23 protein-coding genes and 5 pseudogenes are annotated in these 20,385 nt (G+C 61.9%); 17 read left to right on the top strand and 11 right to left on the bottom strand.

Features of this window, described 5'->3' with window-relative positions; all coding sequences use genetic code 11:
* Positions 1-168: 168 nt before the first annotated feature.
* Positions 169-447, top strand: a complete 279-nt coding sequence (locus tag BRAGE_RS0134890) for a hypothetical protein (RefSeq protein ID WP_084334580.1) — start codon at positions 169-171, stop codon at positions 445-447.
* Here the strand turns inward: BRAGE_RS0134890 and BRAGE_RS58095 are convergent.
* Both BRAGE_RS58095 and BRAGE_RS50760 read right to left on the bottom strand, forming a co-directional pair.
* A pseudogene (locus tag BRAGE_RS58095) lies at positions 444-1,548 on the bottom strand (NAD(P)/FAD-dependent oxidoreductase). The gene BRAGE_RS0134890 and the pseudogene BRAGE_RS58095 sit on opposite strands and share 4 nt — an antisense overlap.
* Positions 1,549-1,685: 137 nt before the next feature.
* A pseudogene (locus BRAGE_RS50760) lies at positions 1,686-3,184 on the bottom strand (FAD-dependent oxidoreductase).
* Positions 3,185-3,345: 161 nt separating this feature from the next.
* On the opposite strand from BRAGE_RS50760, the gene BRAGE_RS0134905 reads away from it, so the two are divergent.
* The 3 genes and pseudogenes from BRAGE_RS0134905 to BRAGE_RS0134915 all read left to right on the top strand — a co-directional run.
* Positions 3,346-3,861, top strand: coding sequence for a ferritin-like domain-containing protein (locus BRAGE_RS0134905; protein WP_027561370.1), 516 nt, complete (start codon positions 3,346-3,348; stop codon positions 3,859-3,861).
* Between the two features lie 67 nt (positions 3,862-3,928).
* Positions 3,929-4,444: an inorganic diphosphatase gene (locus BRAGE_RS0134910; RefSeq protein ID WP_027561371.1), complete on the top strand. Its 516-nt coding sequence runs from the start codon at positions 3,929-3,931 to the stop codon at positions 4,442-4,444.
* Positions 4,445-4,845: 401 nt separating this feature from the next.
* Positions 4,846-5,043 (top strand): annotated as a pseudogene (locus BRAGE_RS0134915) (DUF6496 domain-containing protein); the annotation flags it as partial.
* Positions 5,044-5,145: 102 nt separating this feature from the next.
* On the opposite strand, the pseudogene BRAGE_RS50765 reads toward BRAGE_RS0134915, so the two are convergent.
* From BRAGE_RS50765 to BRAGE_RS0134930, 3 genes and pseudogenes are all read right to left on the bottom strand, one after another.
* Positions 5,146-6,201 (bottom strand): annotated as a pseudogene (locus BRAGE_RS50765) (carbohydrate porin).
* Positions 6,202-6,682: 481 nt separating this feature from the next.
* Positions 6,683-7,291: a cysteine hydrolase gene (locus tag BRAGE_RS0134925; RefSeq protein WP_027561372.1), complete on the bottom strand. Its 609-nt coding sequence runs from the start codon at positions 7,289-7,291 to the stop codon at positions 6,683-6,685.
* Between the two features lie 2 nt (positions 7,292-7,293).
* Positions 7,294-7,911, bottom strand: a complete 618-nt coding sequence (locus tag BRAGE_RS0134930) for a phosphatase PAP2 family protein (RefSeq protein WP_231164186.1) — start codon at positions 7,909-7,911, stop codon at positions 7,294-7,296.
* Between the two features lie 323 nt (positions 7,912-8,234).
* On the opposite strand from BRAGE_RS0134930, the gene BRAGE_RS0134940 reads away from it, so the two are divergent.
* From BRAGE_RS0134940 to BRAGE_RS0134950, 3 genes are read left to right on the top strand one after another with little or no spacing between them, the layout of a single operon-like run.
* Positions 8,235-9,545: an Nramp family divalent metal transporter gene (locus BRAGE_RS0134940; RefSeq protein WP_051378250.1), complete on the top strand. Its 1,311-nt coding sequence runs from the start codon at positions 8,235-8,237 to the stop codon at positions 9,543-9,545.
* Between the two features lie 22 nt (positions 9,546-9,567).
* The gene (locus BRAGE_RS0134945) at positions 9,568-9,906 is read left to right on the top strand and encodes a DUF3147 family protein (protein ID WP_027561375.1); all 339 of its coding nucleotides are present in this window, start codon (positions 9,568-9,570) and stop codon (positions 9,904-9,906) included.
* A gap of 5 nt (positions 9,907-9,911) precedes the next feature.
* Entirely contained in the window at positions 9,912-10,349 is a 438-nt protein-coding gene (locus BRAGE_RS0134950) for a DUF3147 family protein (protein WP_027561376.1), read from the top strand.
* Here BRAGE_RS0134950 and BRAGE_RS53760 read toward each other — a convergent pair.
* From BRAGE_RS53760 to BRAGE_RS0134965, 3 genes are all read right to left on the bottom strand, one after another.
* A complete protein-coding gene (locus BRAGE_RS53760; RefSeq protein WP_084334582.1) occupies positions 10,339-10,509 on the bottom strand; it encodes a DUF2934 domain-containing protein in 171 nt (56 codons plus the stop codon). The genes BRAGE_RS0134950 and BRAGE_RS53760 overlap by 11 nt on opposite strands.
* A 435-nt stretch (positions 10,510-10,944) precedes the next feature.
* On the bottom strand, positions 10,945-11,355 hold the full coding sequence (locus BRAGE_RS0134960; RefSeq protein WP_027561377.1) for a gamma-glutamylcyclotransferase family protein: 411 nt from the start codon (positions 11,353-11,355) through the stop codon (positions 10,945-10,947).
* A 24-nt stretch (positions 11,356-11,379) separates the two neighbouring features.
* Complete coding sequence (locus tag BRAGE_RS0134965) at positions 11,380-11,592, bottom strand: hypothetical protein (protein ID WP_035730432.1); 213 nt, start codon at positions 11,590-11,592, stop codon at positions 11,380-11,382.
* A 120-nt stretch (positions 11,593-11,712) separates the two neighbouring features.
* Between BRAGE_RS0134965 and BRAGE_RS56195 the strand changes: the two genes are divergently transcribed.
* Positions 11,713-11,886 (top strand): hypothetical protein, encoded by a 174-nt coding sequence (locus tag BRAGE_RS56195; protein ID WP_167336540.1) that lies wholly within the window; start codon positions 11,713-11,715, stop codon positions 11,884-11,886.
* 398 nt (positions 11,887-12,284) lie between these two features.
* Positions 12,285-12,650, top strand: coding sequence for a response regulator (locus BRAGE_RS0134970; protein WP_027561379.1), 366 nt, complete (start codon positions 12,285-12,287; stop codon positions 12,648-12,650).
* Here the strand turns inward: BRAGE_RS0134970 and BRAGE_RS50770 are convergent.
* A pseudogene (locus BRAGE_RS50770) lies at positions 12,647-13,735 on the bottom strand (ROK family protein). The gene BRAGE_RS0134970 and the pseudogene BRAGE_RS50770 sit on opposite strands and share 4 nt — an antisense overlap.
* Positions 13,736-13,981: 246 nt before the next feature.
* On the opposite strand from BRAGE_RS50770, the gene BRAGE_RS56200 reads away from it, so the two are divergent.
* The 5 genes from BRAGE_RS56200 to BRAGE_RS0135010 all read left to right on the top strand — a co-directional run bounded on the left by BRAGE_RS56200 (position 13,982) and on the right by BRAGE_RS0135010 (position 17,742).
* The gene (locus tag BRAGE_RS56200; protein ID WP_167336472.1) at positions 13,982-14,323 is read left to right on the top strand and encodes a hypothetical protein; all 342 of its coding nucleotides are present in this window, start codon (positions 13,982-13,984) and stop codon (positions 14,321-14,323) included.
* Between the two features lie 329 nt (positions 14,324-14,652).
* Complete coding sequence (locus BRAGE_RS57330) at positions 14,653-14,934, top strand: ATP-binding protein (protein ID WP_028146475.1); 282 nt, start codon at positions 14,653-14,655, stop codon at positions 14,932-14,934.
* A gap of 214 nt (positions 14,935-15,148) precedes the next feature.
* Positions 15,149-16,300, top strand: coding sequence for a YihY/virulence factor BrkB family protein (locus BRAGE_RS50780; RefSeq protein ID WP_051378254.1), 1,152 nt, complete (start codon positions 15,149-15,151; stop codon positions 16,298-16,300).
* A gap of 551 nt (positions 16,301-16,851) precedes the next feature.
* Positions 16,852-17,100: a hypothetical protein gene (locus BRAGE_RS50785; protein WP_231164185.1), complete on the top strand. Its 249-nt coding sequence runs from the start codon at positions 16,852-16,854 to the stop codon at positions 17,098-17,100.
* Between the two features lie 339 nt (positions 17,101-17,439).
* The gene (locus BRAGE_RS0135010) at positions 17,440-17,742 is read left to right on the top strand and encodes a hypothetical protein (RefSeq protein WP_027561382.1); all 303 of its coding nucleotides are present in this window, start codon (positions 17,440-17,442) and stop codon (positions 17,740-17,742) included.
* Between the two features lie 16 nt (positions 17,743-17,758).
* Here the strand turns inward: BRAGE_RS0135010 and BRAGE_RS0135015 are convergent, their stop codons facing one another.
* Complete coding sequence (locus BRAGE_RS0135015) at positions 17,759-18,229, bottom strand: SRPBCC domain-containing protein (protein WP_027561383.1); 471 nt, start codon at positions 18,227-18,229, stop codon at positions 17,759-17,761.
* 123 nt (positions 18,230-18,352) lie between these two features.
* Here BRAGE_RS0135015 and BRAGE_RS0135020 point away from each other — a divergent pair, with 123 nt between their 5' ends.
* Positions 18,353-18,586, top strand: coding sequence for a hypothetical protein (locus BRAGE_RS0135020; protein ID WP_027561384.1), 234 nt, complete (start codon positions 18,353-18,355; stop codon positions 18,584-18,586).
* A gap of 10 nt (positions 18,587-18,596) precedes the next feature.
* On the opposite strand, the gene BRAGE_RS0135025 is transcribed toward BRAGE_RS0135020, so the two are convergent.
* Positions 18,597-19,556, bottom strand: a complete 960-nt coding sequence (locus tag BRAGE_RS0135025) for a helix-turn-helix transcriptional regulator (protein WP_027561385.1) — start codon at positions 19,554-19,556, stop codon at positions 18,597-18,599.
* A gap of 293 nt (positions 19,557-19,849) precedes the next feature.
* On the opposite strand from BRAGE_RS0135025, the gene BRAGE_RS0135030 reads away from it, so the two are divergent.
* Both BRAGE_RS0135030 and BRAGE_RS0135035 read left to right on the top strand, forming a co-directional pair.
* Positions 19,850-20,092, top strand: coding sequence for a hypothetical protein (locus BRAGE_RS0135030; protein ID WP_027561386.1), 243 nt, complete (start codon positions 19,850-19,852; stop codon positions 20,090-20,092).
* Between the two features lie 26 nt (positions 20,093-20,118).
* Entirely contained in the window at positions 20,119-20,367 is a 249-nt protein-coding gene (locus BRAGE_RS0135035) for a GCG_CRPN prefix-to-repeats domain-containing protein (protein ID WP_027561387.1), read from the top strand.
* The last annotated feature ends 18 nt before the right edge of the window (positions 20,368-20,385 follow it).

The raw sequence follows: 20,385 nt of genomic DNA on the forward strand, positions 1-20,385 counted from the left end.
AAACGCCCGGCCGAGACCAGAAGTTCCTAAATCGGGTCTTCCGTACGGCACACGCGAGGACAGACCATTACGCCACGATAAGCGGAGTCGTTGGGGCTTGCTCTCCGTCCTTCGTCTCAGGCGCCGAAGCAAGCTTCCGGCGATGGTTCACTTCACCACAACAGCTTCATGGTGAAGGACAGAACGGTGGAGGAACGACTGGGCATCCATGAGCTTGGCTTGTTGGATATGCCGGAGGAGGATCAGATGGACAGCGAAGACGCCTTGGCAAAAGTGAAGGACGTTTCGGAAGGCGTGCGTGAGACCGCCCGCACGGTGCGGCAAAGCTTGGAAGAAGGGCAGCCGCCGGGCCAGGCGCCCGCCTTTCTGCGCGACGTGGTGCGAGAGGCCCCGCTGCCCTCGCTACTCGTCGCCTTCATGCTAGGCTGCCTGATCGCGCGCCGTTAGCCAGGAATATCGCGGTCAATCGCAAGATCATCGAGCAGGGGCGAAGAGCCTCCGGCAAGCAACGCAGCCAGAAGTTCCGCCGCGAGGAAGCTAAAGGTAATCCCGTTGCCGCCATAGCCAAAGGCGGCGAAGATATTCTTGCAGCCGGGCACCGCGCCGATTAACGGCAGGCCGTCTTGGGTGGTATCGAAAGCGCCCGACCAGGTGAAGTCGACCCGGTCCGAGGCCTGCGGCCAAAGGGCCTTCAGATAATCCTTGAGCGCCGCAACCTTTGCCGGCGTGGCGTCATTACGAGCGTCAGGCTCAATCAGCGCATGATCATCCTCGCCACCAAGGATGATGCGGCCATTAGCGGTAATGATAGTCCCGGCTCGCTTCCCAGATCAGCGCCTGTTCGGGCCACAGATTGCCTGGCTGCCGCCGGGTCGCGATAGCCCAACTGGAGGGTGGTCGGGCTTTGAGCTTCACGATGTCGGGTACCACGTAGCCAGTCGCGAGCACGACATGGCGCGCCTCGATCGAAAGCCCGTTTTCGAGGCCGACGGTTACGCTTCGGGCCGCGCTATCAAAGGCAACCGCATTGGCCTTGAGAAGGCGTGCACCGCGCTGGACGGAGATATCGAGCAGGCCATGCGTGAGCAGCACGGGATCGGCATCAGCCGCGTCCCTTGACAAAAGGGCGCCCGCCCGCGCGATCCTGAAGCGCTTCAGCAGCGCAGCATGATCGAGATAGCGGGATGGCAGATCGGCGCGGCTCCTCAGCGCATATTCATCCTGAACAAGCTTCGGACTGTCATCGACGGCGAGATATAGCGAAAGACGGGACCGCATCTGGCAGGCAATTCCATGCTGCTTGACCAGGGACAGCAGGCCTCGCGCGGCATCGTGACTGGCCCGATAGCAACGCACCGCTTTCTCGAAGCCATAGAGCTGCGCAAGTGCAAACAGCGGCCGGTCGATCTCCCAGAGCAGCATCGCGGTGCTGGCGACCGTGCTGCCGAGACTCGGAAGCTCGCGATCGATAATGACAACCTTTCGGCCTTGCCGTGTCAGGCGCTCGGCCACCAGCGCACCGGTTATGCCGGCGCCGATGATCAACACCTCGCATCGAAAGCTGTCAGCGATCGGCTCAATCGGCTGCGGTGGCAGGACGGCCCACGGTGTACGCGGGCTGCGCAGATCGTCCTGCTCGATGTCATCGTCTTTGAAGATAGAACGCTCCCAGGTGCCTTGACCCGCTAGACCTTCACCGGGCGCAAGGCCGACACGGCCGGTGCATTGATCGGCTGTCCGTTGGGGGCAAAGATCGAACCGTGGCACGGGCAGTCCCAGCAGCTCTCAAAGCTGTTCCAGTGCAGATGACAGCCGATAACTGGCCGAATGAAGATGCAGTTCGCCGGCCTTGTCCTTGTAGGCGGCGATCTTTTCGAGTCTCCGCCGCAGGATAGCGCCATCACCCGGCTCAAGCTCTTCGAGGGAAGCGATTTCACCCGGTGCCACATATTCCGCGAGATTTTGCAGGATCGTCATGTTCTCGCGTAGGAAGTTCCGCGCCGCTGCGAGCGGCTTGCGATCCGGCGCATAGACGGGCTTCCAGGGATGATCTTCGCCCAGAATGAGCGCCGTGTTCAGCATCGCGCCCATCACGCCATGGGTCAGACCCTGGCCTGAATCTCCCATCGCGAGGTAGATGCGCTCGCTGCCGGGCTCGCGGCCGATGAAGCCGGCATAGTCGATCGTATCGAGAACCTGACCCGACCAACGATGGGTGATGCGGCCCAAAGCCGGGATCAGGTCGCGTGCCCAGCTTTCCAGCCGGGCAAAGCGTTTGTCGGCGTCGTTGGCCTCGCCGCTTTTATGGTCTTCGCCGCCGACAAGGACGAAATCATGATCGTCTGGGCCGGTTTGCAGCCGTACATAGTGGTAGGGATCTTCGGTGTCCCAATAGAGCGCATCGGGAAGTTCGCCCCGTTCAATGTCGAAAGCGACGACATACGTGCGATAGGGAGCCACCTTCGTGTGCAGTTGAAACCGATCGGCGATGGATGCGTTGGTCGCGATCACGGCGTGGCTGGCCGTGACCTGCCCTTGCGATGTTCGCAGCGTGACGGCGCCGTCCTGCTCGGCAACTTCTTCCACTGGACTGTTGGCAAAGAAACGAACGCCGCCGCTCTCGCAAACGGCCGCAAGTCCGGCGAGATATTTAAGGGGGTGGAATTTTGCTTGGCGTGGATATCGAAGGACATGCCGGTTCTCGCAGCCTTTGAGCGGCACGCCGACCAGCCGATGAACGGGAGCGCCGACCTCGCGCACCGCTTCCAGCTCCGCATCGAATATATCGGCCGGCATGCCGTTGCCTTGAAACAGATAGCCGTCAAGACGGAGGAAATCGCACGCGATCCTCTCGCTGGCCTGGATGTCCTCAATGCGATCGACGGCGGCGGCCTGGCTTTCGTAGAACAGCTTGGCGGCATCGGCGCCGCGCAGCTTCTTGAATTCGCTCATCAGATCATCACAAAGCGGCGCAAGGTGCGCCGACCGTGCGCGCCGTCATACCGCTTGCGATGCCTTTGCGATCAATGACGACGACTGACCGGCCGCGCTTCATGAGTTCGTGCGCCGTCGAGAGCCCGGCGATGCCGGAGCCGACCACGGCGGCATCGCAGTGCACATCACCTCCAAGCGCCCCCGCCTCCGGCAGGATCTCGGTCTCCGTCCAGAGCGAGGTGCTGACCATGTTGAACTCCACCCAAAGAGGCAAAACGCGGCCTGTTCGCGCGAGTTCCTGCGGACGCGCAATACGCCATGTCATCATCTTCCCGGCCGGCTGCGGCGTTGTCGCATAGGAACCGGCACGCTGAGCGTGCGTTTCCCCCGCTTTGGAGCAAGGAGTAAGCCATGGGACTATTCACCAAAGACATCAAGACGATGGACGACCTGCTGCTGCATGGCTTGCAGGACATCTATTATGCCGAACAGCAGATCACCAAGGCCTTGCCGAAAATGATCGACAAGGCCACCAACCGTGATCTGGCCACTGGCCTTAAAAATCATCTCGAGGAAACCAACAAGCAGATCGAACGGCTTGAGAAGGTCTTCGAGAAACTCGGCCAATCGCCAAGCGGCACGCAATGCCCGGCCATCGACGGCATCATCAAGGAAGCCGACGAAACGGCCGGCGAGATCGAAGACAAGACGGTGCTGGATGTGGCGATCGTAGCCAACGCGCAGGCCGTCGAGCACTACGAGATTTGCCGCTATGGCACCTTGATCGCTTGGGCGGAAGAGCTCGGCCACGACGACATCGTGCGCTTCCTGACGACGAACCTCAACGAAGAGAAGGCGGCGAACACCAAGCTCAACACAGTCGCGTTGCGCAAGGGCGTCAACAAGAAGGCCTCCACCGCCGCATGATCCGGCAGGGCCCGACGGATCGTTTTCCATCGGGCCTGCTACTCCTTTCGAGGCCAAGTCATCCGTCATGACCAATCTGACAAAACTGCCGAGTTGGGCTGACGATAACAACATCTTCGCCGTGGTCGAAACGCCGCGCGGCAGTTCGTGCAAGCTCGAATTCGATCCTAAGCTCGGTGCTTTTGCTCTTGCGAAGCCGTTGATGGCGGGCCTGACCTATCCCTACGATTGGGGTTTCATTCCCTCGACCAAGGCCGAGGATGGCGATCCACTGGATGTGCTGATCCTGCACGACGCGCAAACCTATCCCGGTGTTGTGCTACGCTGCCGGCCGATCGGCATTCTCGAAGTCGAGCAGAAGAAAAAGGGAAAGAGCGAGCGAAACGACCGCATTTTTGCGGTACCGGACCGGTCACCGCTCGAAACGGATCTCATGGATATCCGCAATCTTCCATCGCATGCGCGCGATGATCTCGAACAGTTCTTCCGGGCAACGAATGCCCTGGAGAACAAGGATCTGAAGTTTCTCGGCTGGCATGGGCCAAACCGTGCGACCAAGGCCATCAAACGGCTGGCCCGCTGAGCTGCACTCTCAGTCCATAGCCATTGCACTCATCACTGGGGACTAGAACGTGTATCTTGCTGATCCGTCGCGCGGCTAAGCTGTGTGGCGACACATTTCGATGGCGCGGGCAAATTCCAAGGTACAGCTCCGCGCATCCGACCTGGCACGCGCTGAATAGTATTTACCGCATAGGAACGCCGCCAGATGTTGCATGGTTGATGGCGTGGAGAACCCTTGATCGATGCGCCGCACCAGAACTCAGCTGAAGCAACAGATGTCCGACCGATTCCGCCGACGCAGTTGGCGGCTGAGTACTGAGGAAGACGACGAAGGCATCGAGGATTGGATGGTCGGTGGGGGTGGTGACAGCCCGACTTGACAACGTCTGTCGTTATCCGAACACGGAAAGGAAGAAACCCATCGCAAAGAAAGCAAAGAAGAAGCGTCGCACCTCGAAGAGCTCGGGCTCGGACGTCAAGAGCGAGATGCGACGGTACAAGAAGGGGACCGCCAAAAGCGGCCGTGGTGGAAAGGGCGGCAAGGTGAAAAGCAAGAAGCAGGCAATCGCGATTGGCCTCTCCAAGGCCCGCAAAAAAGGCAAGAAAGTCCCCAAGAAAAAGAAGTAACGGGGCAATATTCAGGCACTGCGCAGTCACGCGTCATTCGGGCCGTCGCGACGTTCCCTGCTACGCGTGGCGCCAAGTTTCCAGGCATATGGCTCAAAACTTCAGGGTCGTTCGCAGGCCAAGCACTGTCGCATTGTGAAGCGCCTTGCCGGGCATTGCACTGGAAGGGCTGGTGGCACCTCCACCCGGATGGATGAGGTATTGAAGATTGGGCTGTAACGTCCACCCGTCCCCGATCTGATATTGATACACGGCCGTCAGAAGGCCTTCAAAACTTCGCATCGGCCAGGATGGATCGACAAATGTGCGATAATCCGCATCGAGCGCCTGTGCGCGCTTCGATACATGTGCGTAGCCGGCTGCAATTCCGAACTTGTCGTCGGGACGGCGGTCGTCGAGTCCGATGAATTCGATGCCGGCGTCGGCGTAGCGATCAATAAGATTGCGGTCGGCAGGCGCACCCGAGATACGCGCAAAGATGCCAATGCCACGGTCGTCGCTTTTCGGCACACGATAGAGCTTCTGCTCGAATACCATCCAGCCGCCGACATCACCGGGCAAGAGCAGAGGTTCGCCGCTGCTAACGGGTGAAGCGAGTGAGACGCCATTGGACGCCAATCTCTGATCGGCGAATGACCCAAGCCAGCCGCCAAACTTGATCTAGCCGGCCGGGTTCGGATCGCCCTTTGTGTTATTCCAGGCATACTGGATCTGGCCGAGCAGGAGGGGCGGATCGTTGACGCGGAAGTTGACGCCATAGCGGTTACGCTCCTGCGGATCCGCGGGGCCGGGCCCAGCCTGATCGCCATCGAAGATGCCGCCAAGAACGGACAACTGCTCAGTGACATTCACCAGAAGCCGGGCCCCCATGGCAGCCAAGGGAGGCGACGGACCGCCGCTTGGCAGATCAAGCGAGGTGATAGCCGGCCAGCCCATCGAGGCGTTTGTCAGCACGTCGGTGTATTTGGTATTGAAGAACTCGCTGTCGGCCGCGAGTTGCCCCACTTTGATTGAGACTTTCTTGTTGCCCCACTGCTTTTCAAAATACGCCTCGTAAAGACGCGTGGACGGCAACGCCTCGATCCCGCTGACCACAAAGTAATTCTGTAGACTGCCGCGCGACAACCCGCCGCCATGGATTTGGAACATGTGGCATGGAATGTCAGCTGATCGAGGCCGGCGAGCTTTTGCAGGTCTAGGTCCACGGCGAGGTTCAACCGACCTTCGTAGACCGAACCCTGTTTCAGTCCGCCGGAAGGGCTGCCCAGCACTTCGCCGATATAGGTGGCTGCGAATTTGACGCCGTATTTTTGGAAAGGGTTGGGAAGGAGACCCAGCGTCTTTTCCTCCACGGTACTTTCGCCCGTATCGGGATCGGCCGGCTTATCGTCGTCGGTCTTCTTGTTTTCCTGGGCGGCCGCTGCCCCGCCGCCAGCAGCGCGGCGGCGAGAAGCAATTGGTAAAGGCGCCTTTTGGTACGGCTCACAGTTTCGATCCTGATTGGCGGAACGCCCACCCATCGGGCCATGTGATCGGCTTCAATTCAAGCCCGTTGATCGAAGTGTTTGCTTTGCAAGCACAAGTCTAACCTATGTTAAGCGCGCCCTAGAAGTTCCATCATCCTACGCGCTCAGTCATTGACCCCCCAACTCGCTAGAATGCGGTCCACCGATGCCACCTCGATCTGCAGGCTGAAGCGCTTGGTATAGAGCTCGATCAGCGCGTCGTGGCTCTCATCGGATGAGCTGCATAGCGCGTCTTCGGCAAGGATCACGCGGTAGCCAATATCGACCGCAGCAAGCACGGTGGCCAGCACACAAACATCAGTCTCGCCGCCGGAAACGATCAGCGTATCCACCTGATGCCCATCAAGGAAGCCTTGCAGCCGCCCATTGGCGAAAGCGCAGTAGGTTTGGCGGTCGATGACAGTGGCAGGCGGCACGAAGCGTAGCAGGGCCGGCATCAGCTCCAGCAGCGCCGGATCGATCCTATCACGTGTTACGCATTCCCATTTCTCGTAATAGGCCTTCCAGACGCCGCGCGCCTCGGCCTTGTTGCGGACGGGTATGAATCGCGTGAAGACGGTACGCTGCGGCGCGTGTGCAATCAGCCTGACCGCCTCGGGTAGCGCTCGCTCAAGCCAAGGCGTTGCCCATGGAGCACCGGGCGCGAACAATCCTTGCATATCGATGCAGAGATGGACGGCATGCGGGCCAGGCGGTGAGAGCAGTTGCCCCATGACTAGCGCGACCTTCCGAAGCCGGTCAGCCGCCGCATCAGGCGCACGAGGACCGCGCCGATCGCCAGACCCGCGATCACGTCGCTTGCCCAGTGCGCGAGCAAAACGATGCGCGTCGAGACGAGAACGGCACCAATGGCCCAGACAAGGCTTCTCTTGGCTGGCGGCAACTCCGTTGCGGCGGAAGCAAGGGCGCCGACATGCACAGCGTGACCCGAGGGAAACGCATCAAGCGCGTTGCCCGAGAGCGGAATACCATGCAGATGGCCGCGCATGGTACGGCGATCGGGCCGCACCTGATCGAACTGCGTTTTCAAAAGATGAGGCAACACGACCGCGGCAAGCGTTGTCAGAAGAACATGGTCGCTTGCCCGTCGCTGCGCTAGCGGCTTGGAGCGCGACCAGAGCCACCATCCGACGGCAAGCGCCGTCAGGACGTGTCCATCGGCTCCCCAAGTGATGATCGAAGATATGTCTTCGGGCACGGGCCTGGTGTTACGCGCGATCGCACGCGCGAGCGCGGTGTCGGCGGGGAGAGGGTGCACGCGTGTTGTCATCGATCGCTTTGACCTCCTTTCCCGATTGACCTGCCGCAAGCTCCATAAAATAGCGATTGGCAAGCGGAGCCGGTCGTCTCGGTCTCTCAATCAACGGCCGCGAAAACCGTTCCCAGCGAGGAACTGTGCGGCGGACGGTGGCGTTGAAAGCATGGAACAGAATTGGAGGAAAGAGCCATGGGTTTTGGACGAGGCGCATTGTTGTGGTTGCTGGGTATCCCGCTGCCGATCATTCTGCTGCTGGCGATCTGGCACCATTAGGCTGGCGAGCCGCGACCCCGGCAGCGGGCGTCCCCCTATCGCGCGTTGAATTCTGACCGAAGAAGTCCTCGTTGCTTCTTGACGTGGCAAACGGGACGCCGCGCAGCCCTGATCCCGAGGAGCACATGGCAAAAGCCGAGGCCACAACGCCGGATGACAAAAAGCCGGATGAGAAGAATGGCCTTCTGAAACGGCTCGGTCCTGGACTGATTACGGGCGCATCGGACGATGATCCCTCCGGCATCGGCACCTACAGCCAGGCGGGCGCGCAGCTCGGCTTTGGCATCGGCTGGACGATGCTTCTCAGCTATCCATTAATGGTAGCGATCCAGGAGATTTCGGGCCGGATCGGAAGGGTGACCGGTCACGGCATCGCCGGCAATGTCTGCCGCAATTATCCCAACTGGGTGATCTGGTCGCTCGTCGGTCTTCTCTTTGTCGCCAACACAATCAATGTTGCGGCCGATCTCGGCGCCATGGCGGATGCCGCGAAGCTGGTGATTGGCGGCTCGGCGATCATCTATGTCGTTGCCTTCGCGGTCGTCTCGGTACTGGCGCAGATCTTCATCGCCTACAAGCGCTATGTCGCGATCCTCAAATGGCTGACGCTGGTGCTTTTTGCCTATGTGGTTGCGCTGGCAGTCGTCAAAGTGCCCTGGGCTGACGCGCTCAAGGGATTGTTCATCCCGAAGGTCGAGTGGAGCGGTGCCTTTCTGACGACGCTGGTCGCCATCCTCGGCACCACGATCTCGCCGTACCTGTTTATCTGGCAATCCTCGCAGGAAGCCGAGGAGCAGCGCATTCATCCTGACAAGAAACCGCTCAAGGAGGACGCGCGTACCGAAGAGCGCGAGCTCTGGCGCATTCGGCTCGACACGATGATTGGCATGGCGTTCTCGAACATCATTGCGATCGCGATCATCATCACGACAGCCGCCACGCTGCATCAGCAGGGGGTGACCGATGTGCAGTCATCGGCGCAGGCGGCCGCCGCCTTGAAGCCAATTGCGGGGCCGCTGGCCGAACTGGTTTTTGCGCTCGGCATCATTGGCACGGGTTTGCTCGCCGTGCCGGTGCTGGCCGGATCGACCGCCTATGCCATCGGCGAAGGCCGCAAATGGCCGGTTGGTCTCGCGCGCAAACCGAAGCAAGCGGTGGCTTTCTATTCGGTGCTTGCCCTCTCGGTCGGCCTCGGTGTTGCGCTCAATTTCACGCCCATCGATCCAATCAAGGCGCTCTACTGGAGCGCGGTCATCAATGGCGTGCTGGCGGCGCCGGTGATGACCATGCTGATGCTGCTGGTCAGGCGCCGTGACGTGATGGGCAAGCTTGTCGTCGAAGGCTGGCTGTACTGGCTCGGCTGGGCGTCAACAGCCGCGATGGCTCTTTGCATCGTCGGCATGGCCGCCAGCATGCTGATGCCGACAACGTCCTAAAAGCGAGAAGCAAGGAGCCGTCGTGGATTACGCATTGCGATTCATCATCGGCGGCCTTGTGGTCTCACTGTTCGCGGTCATAGGCGACGTGCTGCGGCCCAAGAGTTTCGCGGGATTGTTCGGCGCGGCGCCCTCGGTGGCGCTTGCCACGCTCGGCCTCGCCTTCTTCAAGCATGGCGGCGACTATGTTGCGATCGAAGCTCGCTCGATGATCCTCGGTTCGGTTGCGCTGGCCGCCTACAGCATGGTTGTTTGCCAGTTGCTGATGCGGGCCGACTGGTCGGCGCTCAAATCCACTCTCGCGGCTCTCGTGGTCTGGATCGTGATGGCGGCAGGCCTCAAGCAAGCCCTCATCGGGTAACGGTCATGGCGGTACATTTTAAGTTTTCCGCGCTCAAGCAGGGACGACCTTATGAATATGTCGCGCGCTTCGCCCTCGGCGGGTTCGCGACTGTCGTTGCCGGTCTCGTGGCGGACTTGGAAGGGTCCGAGGCCGGCGGGCTGATGCTGGCCTTTCCGGCGATTTTCTGCGCCAGTGCGACCTTGATCGAAAAGCATGAACGCGAGCGCAAGCAACAAAAGGGCCTGCGGGGCGAGCAGCGCGGCAAGGGCGCCGCCGCGCTTGATGCCGCCGGAGCTGGCTGGGGCAGCATCGGCATGGCTGGATTCGCGCTGGTGATCTGGTGGCAGGCACCTCGTCTCAATCCGGCGCTCTGCCTGGCTGCCGCGTCGTTGACCTGGTTCGCCGTCGCGGTGTGCATGTGGAGAATACGGCGTGCGTTGCCAAAGCCTCCTACTCAGTAAAGGTACCAGACTTCTCGTCCGCATTGAGCGCCGGATCGGACCGCGTCAGCTCGCGCTCGGCTTCGAACCAAAACCGATCCTGCTGCCCTTCAGGCTCGCCCGCCGCTTGCCACAGCAAGTGAGCGCGCTCGCGTATCTGCTCGTCCGTCGGCTTTGCCATGCTGTCCTCCCACCATTGGATTGTGCAGGCGCAACGCGATCGTCGGTTGCCGGTTCCAACTTAACCGCCGTTTAAGCGTCCATTCAATCTGGGCGGATTAGCGTCTCCCATCTATTGTATCGACTTGGCCCGATCTCTCGGCACCTCCGTGCGCACATAGCGAGAAGCTCGGGGATGCGCTTGCACGACTACATACGCCAGAAAAGGCTACTGGCCGTGCAGCGCACGCCTCCTGCGAGGTGACGCCTAGCGTCAAGGCTGTCGCGAAAATGGCTTCTGGCATCTCGGTGACTTTTCGCGCGCCTATCGGACACTATTCGGCGAACTGCCATCGCAGTCATGATCGCTCGCCGCGCGCGGAGAAGTGCGGATCTATCCTCAAAACACCCTGCCGCGTGCGACGATTGTTGCGCATCGTAAACGCATCGTCTGATCTTATCGTCGCCATGGAGCGACAAATCGGTCGTCCTCGTAAATTTCAAGGAGATCGCTGTGATATGCCCCCTCGGCGAGATCGCGCGATTTCATATAGGCGAAGGCCCTGACTATTTGGCCGAAACTAACTGGGACGACCTCTATGGCGATGCGGAAGTTGCCTGGCTTGCCGAGCGATTCCAGCCTGTCAAGCTTCTGAAGCCGGTGCGCATCAATGCGATACACCTCGCCGGTGATCCAATGTCCGCAACCAGGTTCATTGAACATCAATGGCGCGAACCACGGTCCGGCAATGACGAGCGGAAAACGCTCGACCGTTCGGTACTCGCCGAGCAGCAAGGCCCCATCGAGACCGCATTTGTGAAGAGGCCGCCCTCTTTTTAGCGTTCCGAACACGAAGACATGCGGCATGGCACTCGCTCGTCACGCGCGTTTCTAAGCCGACTTGCGCTCCGTCGTTTCACGAATGGCATTGCGGGCGACAATCATCAAGCCTTCGATTGTGGTGTTGCCCTTGCGCGCGCTGTGGATGAGCTTCTGGGCAATCGCTTTTCGGAAAATGTGATCTCCGCCGTGCGGCAGGTCGCGGCGGGCGCCTTCGAGCGCGGCGTCGAGGGCGGCCTTGGTGCGTAGATCGAGTTGTTTCATTGGATATTCCCCCGGCGGGAGAGCCAAAAATCTAGGTCCAATTGTGCCTACCAATCCCAGAGGAACCTCGATGTTCCTAAATCGTTGGGGGGCCGGAAATTGGAAATTGGAGATTCAGTCGTGCCCGGCAAACGTAACCGGAAGCGGCCTGCAGGCTCGCTGCAAGAGCGTCTCTTAGCGATGGCCGAGCTGGCCAGACGGCGAGCTGAAGAGATTCCTGAAGGCGAAGAACGCAAGAAACTGTTGCAGAAGGCCGAACTGACTGAGCGCTCGGCCGGATTGAGGCCTGGTTAGCTCCCACGGCGTCATCGAAGTAGGCGGCGTAGCTGACTACGCGCACCCAGAGGCGCGACACGAACTCCGACCGCCGAGCCTGGCCGCCGACTTTTCCCCGCCTCCTTCGCAGGCTTGGCGCCTTCGCCGCCGCAGCCTCCTGATCCACGCTTCGCCGCAACGCCATCGTCGGAGCGGCACTGGGGTCGACCCGCGCCGCCTCATACTGGTCCTCGAACTCGTCGGGTTCGAAGCGCCCGGCCTTCTGAGTCAGGAGGTCGTCGTGGCCTTCGAAATGCGGTCGATCACGCGCGGCAGCGACAGCTGCCGGGCCTCCCCAAAAGTATCTTAGGTTAATTCGGAACAGCCCCAGGCCTGGACAGTTTCGAAAAAAGGAATGATGCAATTGAGGTTCTACGTTGCGAGTACTCGTCGTCGAGGACGACCCCCTGATCCGCGAGTTCGTGGTCGAAGCTCTTCGCGAAGAAGGCTTCGAAGTAATCCACGCCGCGAACGGTGAACAGGCGCTCATATGGTGCAGACGGAAGGTCGCGGACGTCTTGGTTACCGACATCAAGCTCCCAGGCAATGTTGACGGATGGCAGATCGCGGTGCGCTGCCGTGAACACGACCCCGACCTTCCGGTGATCTACGCGACGGGCTTCTCGCCCGTGGCACCCCGTCCGGTCCCCGGCAGCCGGGTGCTGCAGAAGCCATATCATCCGGATCAGATCGTCCAGGCTATCCGGGAAGTGACGTCCGGACGGGCGCCACCGAGCGCCTAGCTCTTGCCATTGCCCCGGTTGGTGAAGCGGGCGTTGCCCAGGCCGGTGCCGATGGTCAACACGCCCCAGCGCTTGACGTCCTGCATGAACGGCATCTCGGACAAACCCTGTACGACGCCGTCGTTGTGCACGACAATGGCGGTGTCATGCTCGCCAATCTGTGGGATCCGTTCGACCAGGCTGGCCTGCAGGTTGAACTTGCTGCTCTCTCAATTGCCCGGCAGGTTCTGGGCGCCCTTCTCGATCGAGCCATCGCTCTTGATGACGCCGGGACACGCGATTCCGATGAAGGGCGCTAGGTTGAGTCCTTCCTTACCCGCCTTCGCGATCAGGTCCTTGAGCATTCTCACCAGACGCTTCACGGCCTGCTCGCGGCTCGGATCGTCATCGGCATGCTTCCAGAGCTCGGACTTCCAGACGCAGGCCTTTGCCAGGTCGGATGACTTCTTGCCTCGCGTCTCCACGACGCCAGCGCGAATGTTGGTGCCGCCGATGTCGACGGCGAGGATGGAATCGTGGCTCTCGAAGATCCAGGACGGCGCAAGATGCAGGGCGCCCACGAGGCCAGCATCGTCCGGGTGGTTGCGAATCGGCACCATCTCGATCTTGAAATCTTCGGCCTTTAGGATGATCTCGGTGCGAGCGATGGCGAGTTCGCCGAGCCGGCTGTCGCGGAAGCCGCCCCCGACGACGATGCGCTCCGTCTTCTCCCAGGCCTTGGACTTGAGAAAGCGACGCGTGATGTAGGCGAGCTCCTGCGCGAACTCCTCGATCGCGCTGTGCAGCACCGCTGACGCTTCGGTGTCGCCGCCCACGAGAATCGCATCGAGCACCTTCTTGCTGATGCTTTCGGACGGCTCCTTGCCTTCGCCGGTCTTGCGCAAAGGCTTGCGCCATTTCTCGAGGATGTCGCGGAAGGCGCCCTTGCTGGCGCGGTCGCCGATAAATCCTTCGTCGTCCTTTAATTCGATGTTGAAGCTGTCGATCTCCACCGACGGAAGGCGCGAGGCGCCGTGGGCGGCTATGCCGGTGGTGGTGATGACTTCGTCGGTCAATTCTGCCCCTCCGCGCCGCGTTTGGCGCATGCTCATCAACCCGAGGGGCAATGCGCGGTTCCAAGCCCGGCTTTGCGGGACAAAGGTTCCCGGCCGACTCGTCGACCTCCCTGAGGATGCCGTCGTCAACCTAGCCGGCGGGCAACGATTTGCACTCGGAGCGAGGCCTCGAAGAAATCTGCTAGTCCGTTCTTCCGGACAGCGGCAGGATATCAGCCACAGTCTGGCCCTTTCGAGTGAACCTTTATGAGGTCGCAAATTCAGTCGATCGCGACGGTGTTCATCACCGACCAACTCGCCGACCGAAAGGCGGACGCGCCCGACTTCCTGCGCGAGAGGCTCGCCATCCAAAACCTCGCTGCGGTGATGTCCGATCGCCCGGACGAGGTTTTGCCGCGCCTCGTGAAGATCGGCATGGAGATCTGCGGTGCGCATGCCGCCGGCATCAGTATCCTTGAACCTGAGGCCGGCCAATTCCGCTGGCACGCCTTGCGGGAGAACTGGCCATGTTCGAGGGCACGACGACCCCACGCAATTCCAGTCCTTGCGGCGATTGCCTCGATCTGGCCGAACCCATCCTCATGGAGCGCCCCGAGCGGCCTACGACTGGATCTATGATGCTGGCATCACGGTGCCCGAAGTCCTGCTCGTCCCCCTGACTGTGAAGGACTCCGACGCGATCGGGACGCTTTGGCTGGTCGCCGCCGATGCAGGCCACTTCAACAAGGAGCACGCGCGGGTAACGGCCGAGCTGTCGGCCTTCACCGGCATGGCCCTGCGCAGGGTCCAGACCGAGCAACGGCTCAAGCTCGTCCTGCAGCAGCAGGAAACTCTGATGCGCGAGATGAGCCATCGCATCAAGAACCACTTCAGCGTCGCCGACAGCATGGTCCGGATGACGGCCCGCAACGCAGCGACCCGAAACCCTGTCCGGACGCTTGCATGCTTTGGCCCAGGCCAATGGTCTGATCCGCCGATCCTTCGGCCCCGACGTGGCTGCCGTTGCGAGCTTCTCCGATCTCATCCAGCGGATCCTCCGATCGCACGAAAGGGAGCCCGCCGTCCTGGAAGGGCCGCCGCTCGCGATAGGAGAGCAGGCCGCGAACCATCTCGCCCTGATCTTCCACGAGCTCGCGACTAACGCGGCCAAGTACGGCTCCTTGAGCCGCGAGGGCGGCCGCGTCGCCGTCACCTGGTCGACGGAGGATGAACGGGTCCGCATAGTATGAACCGAAGATGGCGCGAGCGACCTGCTGCGACCGGCTTTGGCACGAAGCTTGTCGAGACGACGATCGAAAGGGTCGGCGGCGAGATCGAGCGCGACTGGCTGAAGCGTGGCCTTTGCGTCCGGATTACGCTACCGCTCGGCGCGTTGCGAGGCTGACGGAGCCCCGAGCAGGAACCGGCTCCTTCCGCGGCGATTGAAGTCCGCGGAGGAGATCGATGGCCGAACTCGGAAAAACTCGCGCAGGAAGATCGCAGAACGAAAAATGGAGTTTCGCCGCAGCGCTTGGGCTGTTGGCCGTCGCCTTCCTGTGGGATCGGCTTGCCCCGCCCGATCGCGTCGCGCCCCTCGAACACGATCACGACTTCCCCGAAAATCGAGAGGCCAATCGGGACGCCTCGCCCAACGAGATGTCGACCGAAGTTGGAGATCGCGGACGACATGCGACTTCGCCCGCCGAGATCCCGGCGAGAGGGTGGAAGGACATCCTGTGGCGCGTCTACGGCAACATCGGCAAGCATCGCATTCTCGCGCTCGCTGCCGGCATGACCTACTACAGCCTTCTAGCGATCTTTCCCGCGATCGCCGCACTCGTCGCCATCTACGGATTCTTTTCCGATCCCGGCAGCATCGCCAAGCATCTCGACGACGTGTCCGGCTTCATTCCCGGCGGGGCCGTGGATGTGGCGCGCGAGCAGCTAACGCGCGTCGCCACCAAGGGCGACCGGACCCTCGGCTTCACTTTCGCTATCGGCCTCGCCATCTCTCTCTGGAGCGCCAACGCCGCCATGAAGTCGCTGTTTGACACCCTGAACATCGTCTATGGCGAGGAGGAAAAGCGCGGGTTGGTGAAGCTGAACGCGATCTCGCTCGGATTCACCGTCGGCGCAATCGCATTCGTGTTGGCAGCGCTGGGCGCCGTCGTCGTCGTCCCCGTGGTGCTGCAGTACGTAGGATTGTCGAATGCGACGGACCTTCTCGTCCGGATCGGACGCTGGCCGGCCCTTTTCGTCGCTCTGGCCCTTGCGCTGGCCTGCATCTACCGGTTCGGCCCGAGCCGCGAGGCGCCGCGGTGGACCTGGATCACCTGGGGCAGCGCCGCCGCCACCATCCTCTGGCTTGCGGCCTCCGCGATCTTTTCTTTCTACGCAGCCAATTTCGGCACCTTCAACGCCACCTACGGGTCCTTAGGCGCGGTGATAGGATTTATGACTTGGCTCTGGATCTCGGCCATCGTGATCCTCCTGGGTGCCGAGCTCAACGCGGAGATGGAGCACCAGACGGCGCGCGACACGACGACGGGAGAGCCTAAGCCGCTCGGCGTCAGAGGCGCGAAGATGGCGGACACCGTCGGGACCGCCCGGTCGTGAAACCGCGCGCTCCACATCTACCTGGACCGGTTCGCCACCAGGCGAATGCGTAAACACGCGCGCTACGGAGCCCTGATCGTCGGGCCAAAAAGCTCGAGCGCGGCGACTGCGCTTCGGTTCCTCTCAGCAGAACCTCGGTGAGGATAAGTCGACGGACGAGGAGCTCAATACGATGGCCCTTCGCGTGAACGAGAAGGCAGCGTAGCCAGAAGCGACGAACTTTTGAAGCCGTCCGCACCGATGCGGGCGGCCTCTTCTCCGACGAATTCATGCCGCGCCGAGCGAATTCTCAAGTAGTTCCATTTCCAGAAGTGTGGACCTGCGAAGCAGCCATTCCCCATGGATTTGCCGCGGTCTTAGTGAGAGGCTACACAGCGCAAGGAACGCGAACGCAGGTTCTCGCCAGGACCCTATAGTCATGAAGCGCTCGCTCGCGGTATTGCTGGTCGAGGACGAGGTCCTAATAAGGATGAACTTGTCCGGCATGCTCGACGAACTCGGTCATCGCGTGGCCGGTGAGGCTGGAGACATCGAGAGCGCCTCGTCCTTCCATGACGGCCGAGTACGACCTCGCCATCCTCGACATCAATCTGCACGGCCGCTACGTGGATCCCGTGGCGGATCTGATAGCCCTTCGCCGCAAACCGTTCTTATTCGCGTCCGGCTACGGCCCCGAGGTTCTTCCGTCGCTACTCAAGGGACACCCGCTGCTTCGCAAGCCGGTCTCGCTGGACGAACCACGGCTCACGATCGACAAGATCTTCGAAGGTATGCCGCCATCCGGTCCGGTCACAGCTTAGGCACTCCCTCCCGGAGGACGGCGGCAGCCGGCGCGCCTCCTTTCGTGAAGCCACGCACTTATTTTTTTGCCAGCTAACTCACGTTGCTGGTATTTATGCTGGTATCGGTGGCAATTGATGACAAAAGTGACCTCAAATTCAATTAGTTATGGTACTAGGTGATTGTCGGCCAGGGGCACCACGCTTCGCCCTTCGCGTGGCGCAGCCATGCGAGAGCGAAGAGGCGTGTCAGGCGAAGCCCTTTGGCGAAGACGGACTGCCTCAACATCCCCTCCCTTCCAATTGTCACATCCCCACTGTATAAGCCGGTAGCTTCTTCCGTAACTCGAAGGAGCTCTTATGAACGACCTGCACGCGTGGCTTTCAGAGCAGCACCACGGCCTGCGCACCTTCCGGACATTCCAGCAGAAGCTCGAGACGCTCGGTCGCGACGACCCTGAGCAGCGCGGCCTGTGCCGCCTGTTGAGCAGCCTCGTCGGCAGCTATGTCGAGGCGTTTGACGAGGCTCCGCTGCCGGTCGAGGTCGCCGACGGCGCCTATCAGCGTCTGCTGACGCTGGTCGCAAGCATCGACCCGAACGCCGACGCCGACCGCCGGCTCGCCGACATCAACCGCGTGGCGGAGAGCCGGCTCTGGCAGTGACGGGAGCGCTTCCGCGTCAGCTCCCGCGCTCTTCCTCGACAGCGCGCTTCAGCATCGCGAGCGCGCTGCGCCAGTAGAAGGCTGCATGCTTCCAGCCCGAGTCCTCGCCAATCTCCCATCCGGGTCCTGAACGCGGAGGTGAAGGGGGCACCAGTTGGTCGACCGTCAGGATCGTCTCCGCGCCGTCGGCTCGGAGCGCCATGGTGATGGTCGACCAGGATTGAGGATGGTCCGGCAGACCGGAGACGCGGGACCAATAGGCGTAGCGAAGCAGCATCGGTGGCTCGACCGCGAGGATGCGGCCCTTGTCGCGATAACGCTTCGTCCCGATCACGGCCTCGATCTCGAACGGCGCGCCGATGCGCCAGTCTGTCTTGAAATGAGCGTTGCGCCATCTCTCGCCCGCCTGGGGATCGGTGAGCGCATCCCAAACACGTCCCGGCTTCTCCGCGATCCGGATCGATTCAGTCACCGTCTTGAAGGTCATTTCCAGGCTTTCCGGCTTGCACCGGCAGGCCGCGATGAGGACCATCCGCAGCAAGCCGTTCGACTTCGCCGCGCCGATACCTATATCCTACCGCAACGCGTAGCGATGCAGCGAGCAGCTCTGATGGCCAGGAGACGCACGACGGAAGCGGAGACCGACGACCTCCCCCGCTATTTCGTCTGGGTCCGGGGCCTCGAAGGCCCCGAGCCGCAGAAATGGATGGCGATGGACTTCGGCGTCGGCGACTGGAAGCGGCCGCTGGTGCTGGCCTATCTGGAGCTGCCGGAGGGCGAGCGGCATCTGTCTCTGTCGGTGCTGGCGCGGCACTATCCGCCGCCGAGGATGGATACGCTGTAAAAGGCGTACCTCACTTCCCCCGAGCCGCAGTCGGCGTCAGCCCGAACCGCCGGCGGAAGCAGCGGTTGAAATAAGAGAGATCGTTGAAGCCGCAGGCAAAGGCGATGTCGCTGATTCGGCCCTCGCGATGGGCGAGCAGGTCAGCGGCCTTGCGCAGGCGCAGTTCGGTGAGGCGGGTGGTGAAGCTGGCGCCGGCCTCGAACAAGAGCTCGTTGACGTAACGCTCGGAGAGGCCGGCGGCGGCCGCGAGCTTCTGCGCAGAAAAATCCGGCTCGTGGAAGCGCATGTTCAGGATCGACAGCACGGCCTTGAGCCGCACGGCGCGCAGACCCCGGCGTCGCGCGGCGATGGCAACGTCGCTGTGGGCGCCGAGGCCGATCGCGGCGAGATCGAGCAAATGGCCGGCGATCGCCATCCCGGCCTCGACCGCGGCGGCGGGATGATGGAGCAGGAGATCGCTGTAGTCCATCGCCAGCGACAGCGCGCCGCCGGGCTCGAGCTCGCGGCCGACCAGATCGTCGACATCGCAGACCATCGCGCGCAGCGTGTCGACCGGCAGATGCACGTTGGTGAAGCGCTTGTGGCTCGCGCCGTCGGCGGCGAAGAACGGCTCGTCGAGCTTGAGCAGCACCATCGACCCCGGCCGCATGGTGAATTCGCGGCCGCGATGGATCATCTGCGACGGGCGGTCTCCGCTGTTGCGCGCGAGGCAGAAACGGTCGTCGCCGGTCTCGATCACCTGTCGCTTGTCGCGCCGCACCGCGACGAAGCTGCCGTCGCAGCGGCCGAGCATGGTGGTGCCGATGTGGATCGAGTTCATGGTGGCGCGAAACGGCACGTCGGACGCAGGATCGAGCTCGCCGGTGTTGGAAAAATGCTCGAACAGCTCCGCGAAGCGGATGAAGCGCTGCCGGTCGGACAGGTCCTGAGGCAGCATGTCGGTCGAGAGCGCCTTCCTGATGACGGGCATCGAAAGAACTTTCGAAAAAGACTTTTGGGAAAAGGTCGTGCACGAAAGCGGCGCCAGCCTGTCAGGACCGGAATGAATGCCCGCTGAAGACCGGCGCGCGCACGCTATCAGCACGCCAACGTGAATCAAGCGGCGCCGGTCAGTCCAAGGCCCCACCCCTCCGGCGCCGGACAGTCCAAGACGGCCTGCGCAGATGGGCCCTATTCAGGCGGCGGATGCGGTATCCCCACACGATGACGGCATCCGGGCAAACGGGCGCCCCTGGCCTCGCGCCCGCTGGAGGAGACGACGACATGCGAACCTCTCTACCCCGCAGCCTCGTGCTCGGCGGCGCCATCGCGACCAGCCTCTGCATCGGTTATGCCCTGGGCGCGCAGCCGCACATGGACGAAGCCATTGCGATCCTGCAATCGGCCCGCGCCGAGCTCGGCAAGGCCGAGCCGAACAAGGGCGGCCATCGCGAGAAGGCGATGGGCTTGATCGACCAGGCGATCACCGAGGTGCGCGCGGGCATCGCCTTCGCCGCAAGCCATTGACGCAACGGCATTCGGGAGCACACCACATGATGCGCATCGTGTTTGCCGCAAGCCTCGCGCTCGGCGCGATCGCAGCTTCTGCTCAGGCCATGCCGCTCGCCCCGCTTGCCAGCGCCAATGGCGACGTGATCGCGGTCGCCGGCGGCTGCGGCAAGGGCTGGCACCGCGGCCCCTATGGCGGTTGCCTCAGAAACTACGCCAACCCCGCCGCGCATGCCTGCCCGCGCGGCTACCATATCGGTCCCGGCGGCGCGTGCCGCGGCAACGGTAGGTAACAGCCGGCCAGACGGCCG

Source organism: Bradyrhizobium genosp. SA-4 str. CB756 (genome assembly GCF_000473125.1).
Taxonomy (GTDB): domain Bacteria; phylum Pseudomonadota; class Alphaproteobacteria; order Rhizobiales; family Xanthobacteraceae; genus Bradyrhizobium; species Bradyrhizobium arachidis.

Bases quoted from the DNA above. Each gene is read 5' to 3' on its own strand.
- BRAGE_RS0134890 (WP_084334580.1), top strand. From the start codon at position 169: ATGGTGAAGGACAGAACGGTGGAGGAACGACTGGGCATCCATGAGCTT.
- BRAGE_RS0134905 (WP_027561370.1), top strand. From the start codon at position 3,346: ATGGGACTATTCACCAAAGACATCAAGACGATGGACGACCTGCTGCTG.
- BRAGE_RS0134910 (WP_027561371.1), top strand. From the start codon at position 3,929: ATGACCAATCTGACAAAACTGCCGAGTTGGGCTGACGATAACAACATC.
- BRAGE_RS0134925 (WP_027561372.1), bottom strand. From the start codon at position 7,291: ATGGGGCAACTGCTCTCACCGCCTGGCCCGCATGCCGTCCATCTCTGC.
- BRAGE_RS0134940 (WP_051378250.1), top strand. From the start codon at position 8,235: ATGGCAAAAGCCGAGGCCACAACGCCGGATGACAAAAAGCCGGATGAG.
- BRAGE_RS0134950 (WP_027561376.1), top strand. From the start codon at position 9,912: ATGGCGGTACATTTTAAGTTTTCCGCGCTCAAGCAGGGACGACCTTAT.
- BRAGE_RS53760 (WP_084334582.1), bottom strand. From the start codon at position 10,509: ATGGCAAAGCCGACGGACGAGCAGATACGCGAGCGCGCTCACTTGCTG.
- BRAGE_RS0134960 (WP_027561377.1), bottom strand. From the start codon at position 11,355: ATGCCGCATGTCTTCGTGTTCGGAACGCTAAAAAGAGGGCGGCCTCTT.
- BRAGE_RS0134965 (WP_035730432.1), bottom strand. From the start codon at position 11,592: ATGAAACAACTCGATCTACGCACCAAGGCCGCCCTCGACGCCGCGCTC.
- BRAGE_RS50780 (WP_051378254.1), top strand. From the start codon at position 15,149: ATGGCCGAACTCGGAAAAACTCGCGCAGGAAGATCGCAGAACGAAAAA.
- BRAGE_RS50785 (WP_231164185.1), top strand. From the start codon at position 16,852: ATGACGGCCGAGTACGACCTCGCCATCCTCGACATCAATCTGCACGGC.
- BRAGE_RS0135010 (WP_027561382.1), top strand. From the start codon at position 17,440: ATGAACGACCTGCACGCGTGGCTTTCAGAGCAGCACCACGGCCTGCGC.
- BRAGE_RS0135015 (WP_027561383.1), bottom strand. From the start codon at position 18,229: ATGACCTTCAAGACGGTGACTGAATCGATCCGGATCGCGGAGAAGCCG.
- BRAGE_RS0135020 (WP_027561384.1), top strand. From the start codon at position 18,353: ATGGCCAGGAGACGCACGACGGAAGCGGAGACCGACGACCTCCCCCGC.
- BRAGE_RS0135025 (WP_027561385.1), bottom strand. From the start codon at position 19,556: ATGCCCGTCATCAGGAAGGCGCTCTCGACCGACATGCTGCCTCAGGAC.
- BRAGE_RS0135030 (WP_027561386.1), top strand. From the start codon at position 19,850: ATGCGAACCTCTCTACCCCGCAGCCTCGTGCTCGGCGGCGCCATCGCG.
- BRAGE_RS0135035 (WP_027561387.1), top strand. From the start codon at position 20,119: ATGATGCGCATCGTGTTTGCCGCAAGCCTCGCGCTCGGCGCGATCGCA.